At 40.0% G+C, this 14,679-nt stretch carries 10 protein-coding genes; 6 read left to right on the top strand and 4 right to left on the bottom strand.

Annotation, left to right across the window (positions count from 1 at the left end; all coding sequences use genetic code 11):
* Positions 1–22: 22 nt before the first annotated feature.
* On the top strand, positions 23–2,245 hold the full coding sequence (katG, locus tag AC27JP_RS11160; protein ID WP_487115022.1) for a catalase/peroxidase HPI: 2,223 nt from the start codon (positions 23–25) through the stop codon (positions 2,243–2,245).
* Positions 2,246–2,484: 239 nt separating this feature from the next.
* Here the strand turns inward: katG and AC27JP_RS11165 are convergent, their stop codons facing one another.
* Complete coding sequence (locus AC27JP_RS11165) at positions 2,485–3,306, bottom strand: M90 family metallopeptidase (RefSeq protein WP_487115024.1); 822 nt, start codon at positions 3,304–3,306, stop codon at positions 2,485–2,487.
* 358 nt (positions 3,307–3,664) lie between these two features.
* On the opposite strand from AC27JP_RS11165, the gene AC27JP_RS11170 reads away from it, so the two are divergent.
* Both AC27JP_RS11170 and AC27JP_RS11175 read left to right on the top strand, forming a co-directional pair.
* Positions 3,665–4,525 carry a TauD/TfdA family dioxygenase gene (locus AC27JP_RS11170; protein WP_487115026.1) on the top strand — a complete coding sequence of 287 codons (861 nt, stop codon included), beginning with the start codon at positions 3,665–3,667 and terminating at the stop codon, positions 4,523–4,525.
* Between the two features lie 666 nt (positions 4,526–5,191).
* A complete protein-coding gene (locus tag AC27JP_RS11175) occupies positions 5,192–8,719 on the top strand; it encodes a glycosyl hydrolase (RefSeq protein WP_487115028.1) in 3,528 nt (1,175 codons plus the stop codon).
* A gap of 71 nt (positions 8,720–8,790) precedes the next feature.
* On the opposite strand, the gene AC27JP_RS11180 is transcribed toward AC27JP_RS11175, so the two are convergent.
* Positions 8,791–10,395, bottom strand: coding sequence for an ABC-F family ATPase (locus AC27JP_RS11180; RefSeq protein ID WP_487115030.1), 1,605 nt, complete (start codon positions 10,393–10,395; stop codon positions 8,791–8,793).
* A gap of 482 nt (positions 10,396–10,877) precedes the next feature.
* Here AC27JP_RS11180 and AC27JP_RS11185 point away from each other — a divergent pair, with 482 nt between their 5' ends.
* The 3 genes from AC27JP_RS11185 to AC27JP_RS11195 all read left to right on the top strand — a co-directional run bounded on the left by AC27JP_RS11185 (position 10,878) and on the right by AC27JP_RS11195 (position 12,745).
* Positions 10,878–11,546, top strand: coding sequence for a PEP-CTERM sorting domain-containing protein (locus AC27JP_RS11185; RefSeq protein ID WP_487115032.1), 669 nt, complete (start codon positions 10,878–10,880; stop codon positions 11,544–11,546).
* 70 nt (positions 11,547–11,616) lie between these two features.
* The gene (locus AC27JP_RS11190; protein ID WP_487115034.1) at positions 11,617–12,066 is read left to right on the top strand and encodes a hypothetical protein; all 450 of its coding nucleotides are present in this window, start codon (positions 11,617–11,619) and stop codon (positions 12,064–12,066) included.
* Between the two features lie 319 nt (positions 12,067–12,385).
* Positions 12,386–12,745 carry a hypothetical protein gene (locus tag AC27JP_RS11195; protein ID WP_487115036.1) on the top strand — a complete coding sequence of 120 codons (360 nt, stop codon included), beginning with the start codon at positions 12,386–12,388 and terminating at the stop codon, positions 12,743–12,745.
* A gap of 87 nt (positions 12,746–12,832) precedes the next feature.
* Here the strand turns inward: AC27JP_RS11195 and AC27JP_RS11200 are convergent, their stop codons facing one another.
* Entirely contained in the window at positions 12,833–14,017 is a 1,185-nt protein-coding gene (locus AC27JP_RS11200; protein WP_487115037.1) for a PQQ-dependent sugar dehydrogenase, read from the bottom strand.
* A 278-nt stretch (positions 14,018–14,295) separates the two neighbouring features.
* The gene (locus AC27JP_RS11205; protein ID WP_487115039.1) at positions 14,296–14,637 is read right to left on the bottom strand and encodes a zinc ribbon domain-containing protein YjdM; all 342 of its coding nucleotides are present in this window, start codon (positions 14,635–14,637) and stop codon (positions 14,296–14,298) included.
* Positions 14,638–14,679 lie beyond the last annotated feature (42 nt).

Below are 14,679 nucleotides of genomic sequence, written 5' to 3' on the forward strand. Positions count from 1 at the left end.
TGCATGACAACTGGGGAATAACATGTTTAAAAAAACACTACCGTTAGCGGCTGCCATTACCGTCGCCGTTTCATCCATGGCCTTTTCAACTTCTGCGTTAGCCGTCGGAGAAGCAAAAACCAATCAGTTTTGGTGGCCAAAGCAATTAAATTTAAGTCCGTTACGTCAGCATGGCGTAGAATCAAATCCTTACGGCGAAGAGTTCAACTACGCAAAAGAATTCGCCAGCGTCGATTTACAGCAACTTAAAAAAGATATTGAAAGCACACTTACCGACTCGAAAACTTGGTGGCCTGCGGATTGGGGACACTATGGCCCATTAATGATCCGTATGGCCTGGCATAGTGCGGGGGTTTACCGAGTACACGATGGTCGCGGCGGAGCATCAGGAGGACAGCAACGCTTCGATCCATTAAATAGTTGGCCTGACAATGTCAATTTAGATAAAGCTCGTCGTTTACTTTGGCCAGTAAAACAAAAATACGGTCGGAAAATTTCATGGGCTGACTTAATGGTACTTTCTGGCAATGTTGCCTTAGAATCGATGGGTTTTAAAACCTTTGGTTTTGCCGGCGGCAGAAGTGATGACTGGGAGCCAGACTTAGTGTATTGGGGACCAGAAACCGCCATGCTCGATGACAAGCGTCGCGATAAAAAAGGCAAGCTAAAAGGCCCTCTTGCCGCTGTAGAGATGGGACTAATTTACGTTAACCCTGTTGGTCCTCATGGTAAGCCAGACCCATTATTAGCGGCAAAAGACATAAGAATGTCATTTGGGCGAATGGCAATGAATGACGAAGAAATTGTCGCCTTAATAGCAGGCGGTCATACTTTAGGTAAAGCCCATGGCGCGAAAAAACCAGAAAATTGTGTTGGCGCAGAGCCAGCAGACGCTAGCATAGAACAGCAAGGTTTAGGTTGGAAAAATAAATGTGGCTCAGGTGTTGGTGCTGACACAACTAGCAGTGGCTTAGAGGGTGCTTGGACAACAACGCCGACGCAGTGGTCTTCCAACTATTTAGACAACTTAATGAATTTCGACTGGATTATCACTACAAGTCCGGCGGGAGCAATTCAATGGATACCAAAAGATAAAGCCGCGGCAAACTTAGTGCCTGACGCTCATATTCCGAATAAACGCCATGCACCTATTATGTTCACGACAGATTTAGCGCTAAAAGAAGACCCTGATTTTATCAAAGTTGTTCAACGTTTTCGAGCTGATCCTAGTGAATTTGACAAGGCGTTTGCCAAGGCATGGTTTAAGTTAACACATCGTGATATGGGTCCTCGCGCCCGCTATGTTGGCTCTGAAATTCCGGCTGAAGTACTACTATGGCAAGACCCGATTCCTGCGGTAGATCATCAACTTGTTACTAACAAAGATATTACCAAACTGAAAAAGCAAATTACTCAATCTGGCTTAGCTAACTCAGCATTGGTGAAAACCGCTTGGGCGGCGGCATCAAGTCATCGCGTTACCGATATGCGCGGCGGTGCTAATGGTGCTCGTATTAACTTAGCGCCACAAAACACGTGGGCGGTTAATAACCCAAAAGAGTTAAAGAAGGTACTATCAAAGCTTGAAAATATTCAAGAGAAGTTCAACCGCCAATCATCAAGCAAAAAAGTATCACTTGCAGATCTTATTGTCTTGGCTGGTGCAACCGCAATTGAGAACTCAGCAAAAATGGCAGGACACAAAATTAATGTGCCTTTCTCGCCAGGACGTGCCGATGCAACACAAGCACAGACAGATGTAAAATCATTTAACTATTTAAAACCCAAAGCAGATGGGTTTAGAAATTACTATCACGCTGATAGCTATATGTCACCGGCAGAAATGTTAGTTGATAAAGCCAATACCCTTGGCCTAAATGTTCCTGAAATGACGGTACTAGTGGGCGGCATGCGTGCACTTAATGCCAATTACGACGGTTCAGCATTAGGGGTATTTACCAAGCAGCCTGGCGTACTCACCAACGACTTTTTTATCAATTTGTTAGATATGTCGACAACTTGGAAAAAAGATAAATCACAGGCGGGTTTATATCAAGGTTTTGATCGCAACTCAGGCAAGCTAAAATGGCAAGCAACACCGGTGGATTTAATCTTTGGCTCTAGCTCTGAATTACGTGCCATTGCTGAAGTTTATGCCTCAAATGATGCCAACGATAAGTTCATTACCGACTTTGTTAATGCTTGGGTAAAGGTTATGCAGCTTGATCGCTTTGACTTGAAATAAGCAAGAAATTAGGAAAGTAAAACCCATCACTCATAGCAGGATAAAAGAGCAATAAATAAAAAATGAGATTTAAATGAAAAATAAATTCATGGTTAAGGAACTTTTTATTATTTCATTGCTCTTACTATACGAGAGGCTTTTATTTCCCTTAGTGTTTCATGTTTTTATAATGCGTTTACTTTTTAAGTAAACGCTTTTTTTTGTCCATTTTTTAGCCTTCGCATTATCTTCAAAACCAATCACCAATGCAAAGGGTCTATAGTGTAATACTGTGTTAATTGACGATAGAGCTTTGGGTACTCTCTAGCTAGCTGTTGGGATTGTTCAAAGAATACTTCACTGGCCACGGCAAAAAATTCAGCCGGATTGGTGGCACCATAATAATCAAATAAAGATGGCGCTCCAGCTCTAGCTTGTTGTTGCAAAAGAGCATATTGCGCTGAAAAAACTTCTGACCAACATTGATAGCTATGCTGTTTATCCAGTATTGGCGCACCATTAGCTGGGCCATTTTCTTGATCCAGTTGATGGGCAAATTCATGAATAACGACATTACGACCATCGTCAGGAATTTGCGCACCATCAAGAGTATCTTGCCATGATAAGACCACCTTGCCAAAATCCCACGACTCCCCTGCTAACACCACTTTTTGAGAAAACTGCACACCATCAGCATTACTATTTTGCTGCTCTTTAACAAACGCACTTGGATACACTAATATTGTTTTTAACTTGGGATAATAATTAGTTTCTCTATTTAGCAGTAGCAAACACGCTTGTGCGGCAATAGTAATTTTAACTTCGTCAGTTATTACAACACCATTGCAACCAACAAACTCTTTCTCCGCTAAAAACACCTGAATATGTTGTTTTAATTGTAACTGTAAATCTGCCGGCATTGTTCGAAAGTATGGCATGCGTTGCTGAATAATTTTACGCCATGCTTTTTTGAAGGGCTTACGTTTTATGAGTGAACGTTTATGGTTCCGCCAATACGGCTTTCCAGCTATATAGGTGATCAGTATAACGCCAATAAATATCGGAAAAAAATAAGACAACATAACGTTATAAAGCACCGTAAATTATATAAACCTAATATAGAGGTGCGTGCAGTGCGGTGAAATATCAAGTTATAACTATTATTAGGCTAATAAAAAAAACAAAATCAATTTTATGAAGAAAATTTAGAAACAATTTGAACTAATTTAAAACTGACCACTCATAGTATACGAGAGGCTTTTATTTCCCTTAGTGTTTCATGTTTTTATAATGCGTTTACTTTTTAAGTAAACGCTTTTTTTTGCTTAAAATTCCCGGTTCGCCGCTATTAATTTTATTTGCTCTTGTTAAGAGTTTCTTAAGGTTGCTGCTAAATACTGACTGCAAGTTAATTCACTTTTCTAGTTAAAGAGCAGCGTTATGAACAATATTATATTAAACACCAATAACAGTGAAATTCTTGAAGCCGAGATATTAAACAATGCCAAGCAAGCTTTAGCCGAGTCAGGCTGGGTTTTGCTACGTGACTTTCAAATAAGCTTAACCAGCTTTAGCCAAGTGATAAAAAAATTAACTCGACAATTAACCTTTGACCCCGCAAGAGAGTACAGTAATGACAGCACCCAAAAAGTTAATGCTGGTACGGCAGCCGTTGGATTACATATTGAAAATGGCAACACGCCTTTACCGCCTGATCTAGTTGCTTTTTATAGTGCACAAAGTGCAATTAGTGGCTCACAAACAACCGTTTGCGATGGCGCGGAAATATACCGGCATATGTCGAGCGAACTAAAAGCATTATTCGAAAAACCTATCACGGTTTCACGAACATTACCTTCAAAGCTTTGGCGACAATATGTTGCTGATCAACATCCAGCTATTTCAACTAGTGCAGAAGTCAATGAACAGCACTTACGTGATTTAAATGCCCTCGCTCCGAACCAGCAAGCGATAGTAAATAGTGATGATAGCCTCACTTACCATTTAACCATTAGCCCCTGCATCAAAGCGGCATTTTCCGGCAAATTAGCTTTTGCCAATGCGATTCTAGGGCCATCATTTAACTATCAAGCACCAAAAGTTATCTTATCTAATGGCGAAGAAATATCAACGCAGCTTAAGCAAGAATTAACGGTACTCGCTGAACGATTCACCCATGAAGTGCAATGGCAAGATGGTGACTTAGTGCTTATTGATAATAAGCGTGTTATGCACGGTCGGCGAGAAATACAAGGCGATTTAGCCAAACGTCAGCTCTATATTGGTATGGGTTGTTTATAAAGTTTTATAAGTACCATTTCAATACACTCCAAAAAGCTAGTATTAACATAATGTTTTACCTCTGCATTAACTATTGTAAGGTTAATGCATCGCTTACTTATCCTTAAATAACATCAATAGAATTAATAAGTAGATTCATAAGTAAGCTAACCACAAGTCATAACAAACCATGACATAAAGTTACTCAAATAATCTAATGTAACTTAGCTTCAAAACAACGCTTAAGTTTGTTTTTTTGGTTTGAAAAACTCGATATTTCTCCTGCCATCATCGGCGAATTTGATGTTACGTTGATAAGCAAAACAACCGACATAACTGCACATTACTAGCTAATATCTTCTGAGCGAAAGGCTAAGCTCCCTGCTGTGCAGCATTAACTAGAAAAAGGAAGAAAACTTTTTCAACCGACTATATTTTTTTCCCTATTCAAGCATTGAAAATATATGGACCACCTACAACCGTTAATAAAACTGCCTATAAAATTAATCGGGCAAATTAAGGATTGTCCATATATTCAAACTGTTGCTCTTGTCAGCATAACTAGTGACATTTTAACCGATTCACCATCAATAAAGTCCGCTTCACCTATTCTGTATTGCAACTGGCTATTATTTAGCCTTTAACTATCGCTAGATTTTCAATATTCATAATAATAAAGGAAACACAATGTCATTAAATCTCTGGCGACCCATTACTATTTTTCTTTTTACTACGCTAGCCCTGCAAGCCTGTGGCGGTGGAGGCGGCAGCAATAGCACCGGAGATGCAACCAATAATGTTCCTGTACCTGTCGATACTGTCGCGCCTGTTATCACTATAACTGGCCTAGCAAACATTGAGCATGAGCAAGGTACCATCTATGCTGACGCTGGCGCCACCGCAATAGACAATATTGACGGTACGTTAACAGTCACCACTAACGGCACTGTTGGTGAGCAGGCGGGGGTATATACCCTCACCTACACTGCGACCGATAAGGCAGGAAATTCAGCAACGGCAACTCGAACAATCATAGTCGCAGATACGACCGCCCCCGTTATTAACATCATTGGTGATACTGTTATCAACCACACCTTAGGAGCTGAATATGTCGATGCGGGCGCTACTGCAATTGATACTGTTGATGGCGCCATTGTTGTTACTACATCAGGCACTGTTGGTGATGTCGCTCAAACATATACATTAACTTATGTTGCAATCGACAACGCAGGTAATCAAGCCACCGCAACCAGAACCGTGATTGTTGGTGATAGTACAACAAGCACACAAGTAAGTATTTTTGAAAACGGCACCGTTGCCGCGCTTTGGGACAGAGGTATTAATGCCTTTGATTCTGCCATAGGTTGGGCAGAATGTAATAATGACGGTGGCGCAGGTTGTCCAAGTATTGCCTGGCAAATGGTTAATGACAGTGAACGAGGTGATGTACTTGAAATCAGCCATAGTGCTGCTGGTGACGTGGCAGGTTTATTTATTAGTACCAGCAGTGTTATCAACCTTAGTAATCACACCGATGGTAAATTGGTCTTTGATATTAGGGTTGTTAGTGGTGACAGTAAAATCACCATGAAACTCGATTGCATTTACCCTTGTACCTCTGGCGACCAAGCCTTGGGTAACATAGGTGAAAGCGGCTGGGAAACCGTTGAAATATCTTTAGCAACGCTAGCTGACGCAGGATTAAATTTATCAAGCATCAATACTGGTATAGTCATTTGGGCAACAGATGCAACTAGTACCATATTCCAGCTAGATAACATTCATTTTTCAGGAATTAATGACGGTGGAACCGTACCTGAGTCATATGAAATTACCGCTTACGGTGCTGGCTCTATTTCCGACGCCATCAATCCAGAAAGCTATCGTTGTGTTTATGACTTTGGTAACTGGATATACAACGCAGGTATCGTTGAGCCAGCAATAGCTGGTTGTGATACCACAACAGGTATTCCAACAGGTACACCAACTAAGCTACATCCGCAGTTAACCGGTCCTGCATTGACAAAGCCAACGCCAACGCATAAATGGTGGGGCTCTGTACCATTTATGGGAGAAATGACCATAGGTGATGCTAACACCGCTGCCTATATTACCCCAGACCCAATGACTGCACGCATATCAGAGCGTGGTGTTAGAGTTATGGGAATTCCGTCAGGGTTAACCACCACAACAGACGGTTTCCTGTACCCTATTCCCGATCCTTTTAGTGAAGTGTTTGACGGCATCGCTGTCGGCAATTCACAGCATGCAAATTTACAAGGCTATTTAAAAGACCACAGTGACGGCTCAGTAACGGTAGAATGGCAAAATAACGACACCGCGGTGATGGAAGCGACTTTTGTCCATGGCTCTCCCTACATATATTTTAAAGTTTATGACGGTGACATGGTCATACGCACCTTACGTGATGACGGCAGCGAAAAAGGTACCTTTTATAATCAAGGTAATAGTTTAGGTATCTGGACTAGCGTTGCCGGTAATAGCAATAATTTTTTAGTTACCGGCGAAGGGACAACGACATTTGATAATATTACCAGTAACGAAATAACCGTTAGCAACGCCACAAAAGAGTTTACTCTCACCTACCTTCCTAGTCTAAATGGCGTTCCATCAGATACCTTAACAAGTTTCTTTGCCGCTAAAGCGCGTAATGTTGTTGCCAGTGTCACCATAGACTACTCAGTTGATAAAACCACCAATACCGTTACGGTTAGCCATAGCTATCAAAATAGCCAAGGCGAAGCTGTCGAAACAATCGCCGGTATGCAGCCATTACACTGGAAAAACTCTACGCAAACAACATCGACTTACCATATTAAAAGTGCCCGCGGCACCATCAAATTTAGTGAAACAGCACAATTTAGTTATCAACTCCCCTTTGTTGGCGTACTCCCGACACTCCCTTCAATTGATGCGACTTTTGATCAAGTAACCTTAGAAGCTAAGATCACAGAGTTTATTGCACAAGGGGCTGAGTCTTGGAATACCCATACCGACGCGTACTGGTCAGGCAAAAACTACAGCAAAGTTGCTGAATTAATTGCCATTGCCGATTCAATCGATATGACAACTGAAGCAACGACCCTGCGAAACTGGCTAAAGGCTGAGTTATCTGACTGGTTTACTGCTGAAACAGAGGGTAATTTAGATACCAATAAATACTTTGTCTATGATGAAGAGTGGTCGACATTATTGGCATTAGAAGAGTCATTTATGAGTCATCAACAACTTAACGATCATCACTTCCACTATGGCTATTTAATTCGCGCCGCCGCAGAAATTTGTCGTACTGACGCCAACTGGTGTGGTAACGAACAATACGGCCCTATGATTGAATTGCTGATCCGAGATTATGCCGGTGGTAGAGATGACGACATGTTTCCATATTTACGTAACTTTGATCCCGCCAATGGTTTTTCATGGGCTTCTGGTAAAGTCAACTTTGCTCGTGGCAATAATAATGAATCCACTTCAGAAGCCGCCAACGCCTATGGCGCAATTATTCTCTATGGCTTAATCACCGACAATAATGATTTAGTAGAGCGTGGCATGTATTTACATGCATCAACCACGGCAGCTTATTGGGAGTATTGGAACAATATTGATGATTACAATAACGTTGGTGAAACTGAAAACAACTTTCCTGAAGGCTATGACAAAATAACCACTTCAATTATTTGGGGCGATGGTGCGGTATTTTCAACTTGGTTCAGCGCCGCTTATGCCCATATTTTAGGTATACAAGGTTTGCCAATAAACCCACTAACACTGCACGTTGGTTTGCATGCTGACTATATGGAAGACTACGTAACATTAGGATTGAGTGAGTCATCAAACAACAAACCTTCAGGCTTAGTTGACGATCAATGGCGTGATATTTGGTGGAACTTATGGGCTATGACTAACGCCGATTTAGCCATAACTGATTATAACAGTGTTAGCAGCTACGATGCTGAAGCGGGTGAAACAAAGGCTCATACTTATCACTGGCTGCACACTTTCAGTAAATTAGGGCATTTAAAAACAGGTACGGGTGCCTTAACGGCAAACCATCCGGCGGCACTAGCGTTTGAAAAAAATGGTGTCATAAGCTACGTGGTGTATAACTTTAGTAACCAAGAAATCACCGTAACCTATAGTGATGGCCAAGTTGTTGATGCCACCGCCAACGGCTTTACGATAGTGGGTCATTAACTAACAAAAAAGCCAGATACAAAGCAGTATCTGGCTTTCATGATAAATTAATCAGCTTGAATAAATCAGGCTTAAGCGATTTTCTTCACTTCAATTTGGCTATCAAGGTATTCATCTAATGAGCCTTGAAAGTTCACTAACTTCTTATCTTTGATATCAATAATACGGCTCGCCAAACTTGAAACAAATTCTCGGTCATGACTAACAAATATCAAGGTACCTTCAAAGTCTTTCAAGGCATTGTTTAAGGCATCAATGGCTTCAATATCCATGTGGTTGGTGGGTTCATCCATAATCAAGACATTGACATCACCCATCATTAACATACCAAATAACAAGCGGTTTTTCTCTCCACCTGAACAGTTACGGGCTTTTTTATTAGCGTCGTCATCGGTAAATAACATACGACCTAACATACCACGAACACTTAAATCGTTGTGACAAGGTCGACGCCATTGTGACATCCATTCCATTAACGTTAAGTCATTATCAAAAAAGTGACCACTGTCTTGTGGGCAATAACCGATAGAGGCATTTTCAGACCACTTAACCACACCTTCAGTATGCTCTAGCTCACTCATTAAACAACGTAACAAGGTGGTTTTACCGACACCGTTTTCGCCGATAATAGCTAATTTAGCGCCCGCCTCTAACAATAACTCGCCTTTTTCAAATAACACTTCACCATCAAAACCATGGCTCAAATTTTCAAGCTCTAATGCTTGACGATGCATTTTTTTACCCGGCGCAAAGGCAATTTTGGGTGTAATACGACTTGAAGCTTTAACTTCATCTAGCTTAATTTTATCCATTTTTTTAGCACGTGAACTCGCTTGTTTTGCTTTTGAGGCATTAGCACCAAAACGGTTTACAAAATCTTGCAACTCAGCAATTTCTTCCGCTTTTTTAGTGTTACCGGCAAGTAACTGTTCGCGTAACAAAGAAGATTGCTGTAGAAAGAACTCGTAGTTACCTGGATATATACGCAATTCACCGTAATCAATATCCGCCATATGTGTACAAACAGAGTTAAGAAAGTGTCGATCATGCGAAATAATAATCATGGTGCATTTACGTTTGTTCAACTCACCTTCTAACCAGCTAATGGTATGAATATCCAAGTTGTTGGTTGGCTCATCAAGTAATAAAATATCTGGATTAGCAAATAAGGCTTGAGCCAACAGTACCCGCAGCTTCCAACCTGGAGCTACTTGCTGCATTGAACCATAATGGAAAGACTCATCAATACCTGCATCAAGTAAGATTTCACCGGCGCGGCTCTCTGCGGTATAACCGTCCATTTCAGCAAATTCGCTTTCTAACTCACCAGCACGCATGCCATCCGCTTCACTCATTTCGGCTTGAGCGTAGATAGCATCACGTTCTTGTTTTACTTTCCATAACGGCATGTCACCCATGATCACCGTATCAATAACGTTGAATTCTTCAAAGGCAAATTGATCTTGGCCCAAGGTACTTACTTTGTTACCTGTGCTGACTGAAACATTACCTGAGCTTGGTGTTAGCTCACCGCTGAGAATCTTCATAAATGTAGATTTACCACAGCCATTTGCGCCGATTAAACCATAACGGTTGCCATTGCCAAACTTAGCTGAGATGTTTTCAAATAAAGGCTCAGCGCCAAATTGCATGGTAATGTTCGATGTAGTGATCAAAGAAGTCTTCCTATATTCCGTTAACTAAAATCATTAACTAGTAATAGCTAACGGATAGCTTTAAATGGATAGTTAATACTGTAAATTTCGATAACCAAGTAAAATATAAACTAAATATTTGCTCAGCCATCATAATAAGGCCGCGCATTATACAGGAATAAAATGCAGACCCCCATCTAAACTTGCATTTAAATGGGTGTTTTTTAAACAAACTTGTTTTCAAGTTTCCAATACAACTGAAAAACGCCCAAATGTTCGCTAACTGTGACGCTTTATTGATATTGATAATAACGCCAAATTAGGCCATCAAAGTATCAATCTCAACATTATATTTATTGTCATAAAATTTAACACTTTCAAATAGATGTAACATTCTAAAAAAGATAAGCATCTGTTTTAAATAAATAAAACAAAAGCGGTTCATTTTATGCTTAAAATCAAAAAGATAGCATTAAACCAATTATAAATTTAAAGGAATAAATGTGAACATATTAAAAGTGTTAATTTTAACAACCCTATTCTTTACAGCATCTCAAGCGCAAGCAGCTTTTATTACCACCAATGAAACGGATCTCGATGCGATATTTTCACAGCCTAGTTTTGGGAATATGCCAATTGATATTCGCATCGGGTCAGCTTCAGAGCTAATATTTCCTGACCTTTTAGATATCACATCTGACGCAGAAGTTTCGCAATTATTCAATTTGCATGTCGGCGCATTCAACGTGGTTAACTTTTACTTCATTGACACTATCAGTGCATGTGGTGGCTCTATAAACACTGGATTCGTCGGCTGTGGAGAAACTCCAGGTAATGATTTTGTTGTTGAGTCTTCTTTTGCAGCAGGTGGTTTCGGCGCTGAACTATTAGCACATGAATTAGCCCACAACTTAGGGTTAGACCACTTAATTGGCAGCTTTCTAATGAACCCTTCATTAAATAACAACACCACATTAACCGACAGTGAAGTTAATACAATTCGTAACAGTCCCTTAGTGCAAACAGACGGACAAGACTTTTGGATTGATATTAACCCAGTACTTATTGTTGCATCGGCTAGCCAGCCTCAACCAGTACCAGAGCCCAGCACACTAATTTTGCTTTTACTTTCTTTTACTTTCCTCCTAAAAAATGCAGTGAAAAGAAATTAAAAATAAACTTCATAGCCCAACACTTGTTGTAGTAAAGTACTAACAGGTGTTGGTGTTCCATGGAACTAAAATGAATCTTGGCAAAGCAACTTTAACTTTAGCGTTTTTTTTCTCTCTATATATAATATCTTCAACCAGCAAAGGCCAAACCGGCACTTGGCTTGAACTTTGTCCTAGTAGTCAATTATGTTTTCAACACCCTGAAAGTTTAGTCGCTGCTAATCTACAAAATATTGATTCTGTTGCTGGTCAACTCAGCAATGACAATATCACCTTAAGCTACGATTTAGGCTGGTATTCCTCACAATTTCGCGAGCTCACCCGTGCTACTTCTGAGCCAATATTAATTGATGGCCATCAGGGCAAACTATTGCTTCAAGATAAAAAAATGGCACTCTTTATTCCCCAAGTTAAGGGGAAACTTCGCTTTTCCATGTTAATTGAATTTAAAGATATCGTTGAGCTTGAGCAAGGTCGAAAGATTTTTAAATCGATAAAATTTAATCTTAACCAGCCATAAGCGTCAGTACTTACCTACCTTCATCGTTTCTTGTTTATTTACAAGAATAAGCCAAAATTCTTATATGGTAGTGTAAAGCAGGTTACTTGATTACGATTAATCCAGAGAATACATGATAGCGTAGAGTTCCGGCCTCTCACGACTGTTAAAGTTCGCCTTTACACTCATTTGTAAAAAAAACGTAAACCAAACAATACAAACCTCATAATTAACATATACTTATTTATTTTTCTCTTTGGTTGTTTTCTATACACCTAAGTGCTAATAATTAATTTCCCGGTTTGGGAAGGAAAAATAAAATCTAAATTAAGGATGAATTATGAAAAGATTATTAAGTGTTGGTTTATTGTTAGCTTCATCATTTGCAACTTCACAGGTAACCGCTACCGAAATGCAATGTTATGTCGATACACAAGCATATGATAATTATACCTCGAATCGCTGTTTTGCATTAAACCCAGCGTCGTCAACAACTGCAAACTTTCGCGTTACGGCAACCAATGGTTCAATTAATTCAGTTATTTGGGGAGAAGACACTAGCAGCTGTGGAACAGCTGGTACGTCTTGTTCGATAACTGTTAGAGCGTATAAAACATACACTGGCTCAGCCACCATATTGTATAGTGATGGCACATGGGAAACTGTATCAGCAAAAGCATCTTATGAAAGAGGTTTTTAATCTAAAAGTTTAGAATTACGAGCCAACTTACTCTTGAGCTGGCTCTTTTAAAATGAACAATCAAACAGTAGAATATTTCTATTCCCACTAGTTAGCTAATAACCGATAAATCCCCTTGCCATCGACCGCGATATAAATAAAGCCATCAGGCCCTTGTTTAATATTGCGCACACGTGTCAGATTACTTTTAATAACCTCTTCTTTAACAACAGTATTATCATCCAAAGTTAGCATAATAACTTGACCAAACTTTAACGATCCCACCAGCATATTCCCCTGCCAATTAGGATACTTTTCACTAGTAACAAACGCCATTCCTGAAGGCGCTATCGAAGGGTCCCAATACCATAGCGGTTGCTCCATGCCTTGTTTTTCAGTTAATTCCGTAAACTTTGAGCCCGAGTAATTGATACCATAACTAATGATCGGCCAACCATAATTTTTACCTTTAGCAATTAGATTAACTTCATCACCGCCACGCGGTCCATGCTCATGGCTCCAGATTTCACCGGTTTTAGGATGCTTTGCCATACCCTGTGGGTTGCGATGACCATATGAGTAAATCGCTTTTTTAGCATTAGCATTAGCATTATTAACAAATGGGTTATCGACAGGAATACGACCATCATCGTGAATTCGATAAATTTTCCCGCCATCACGAGTAATATCTTGTGGATTAATATCTCTTTGCCCTCGATCTCCTATCGAAAAATACAAGTAGCCTTGATTGTCAAAAGCCAAGCGACTACCAAAATGTTGCCCTTTATTACTGTAGGCTTTAGCAATATAAATATCTTCTTGCTCGCTTAACAAATTACCACTTAGCTTAGCGCGCATTATCGCAGTACTTTTATTACCTCGACCATCAGATTTTGCGTAAGATAAGTATATCCAACCGTTTTTCGCGTAATTGGGATGTAAAATAATATCCAGCAATCCACCTTGGCTGCCCGTCGCTATTTTAGGCAAACCAGAGATAGACTCGGCAATACTCTCGCCACTTTTCAAGCGCTTTAGCTCACCAGCACGCAAAGTGAACAACATATCACCTTGCGGCAACCACGCCATACCCCAGGGTATACCCGCGTCAGCAATATGAAGCTCAACACGGGAGTTTTGAACTACTTCTTCAGAAGTCGCCTTAGCTACTTCAACACCATAGGCAAAAGAGGAAACCAGCAAGCTATAAGCAAGTAGCAATAGTTTGGTAATGGAGGAATTTCGATTGTGTTGCTTGATTTTATCTAACTGAACTATTGGTGAAAATAACATTACAAAAGTCACTTGTACGCAAACATTTTACTATCATAAGCAATTTTCTATGTTTTAAAAGCAATAAAGTTATACCCGTTTGATTAAGTTTGTGATCTTGCTGTGCGTAGAAAAAATATTTCAGGGCAAGATGTTCGATTAATTAGGGCATGAATGCCCGTAAGTAGAAAAATGCAGGAGCAATTGTCGAGTAATAGCTATTAGGATTGAGAGTAACGCTGACATGGTCTATTTTAACAAGCACAGGTGAGCAATAATTTAATCCAATTGGTATTGACTCAGGCTTTTTTTACATATTTAGCGGTCACCATCATTTCGCCAACACCGTCAACTTTACAATCAAGCTGGTGATCTTTAGCATCTTTAATACGCCTGATCAGTGCCTTAGTACCAATTTTAATCACTTGCGAGCTAGCTTTAATTTTTAAATCTTTAATGACAGTAACTTTATCACCTTCACTAAGCAATGTGCCGTTAGCATCTTTAACTTCAACAATGTCTTCAGTTTCAAAGTCTGATGGGTTCCACTCAAACCCGCATTCAGGGCAAATCAGTAACGCCTGATCGGGGTAAACATAACTTGATTTACATTTAGGACAATTGGGTACAGCTTCATTCATATTGTAATTATACCAACTTGGTTAACGACTCAAAAAGGAGCG

The sequence above is a fragment of the Colwellia sp. SU-HH01172 genome, assembly GCF_057553355.1.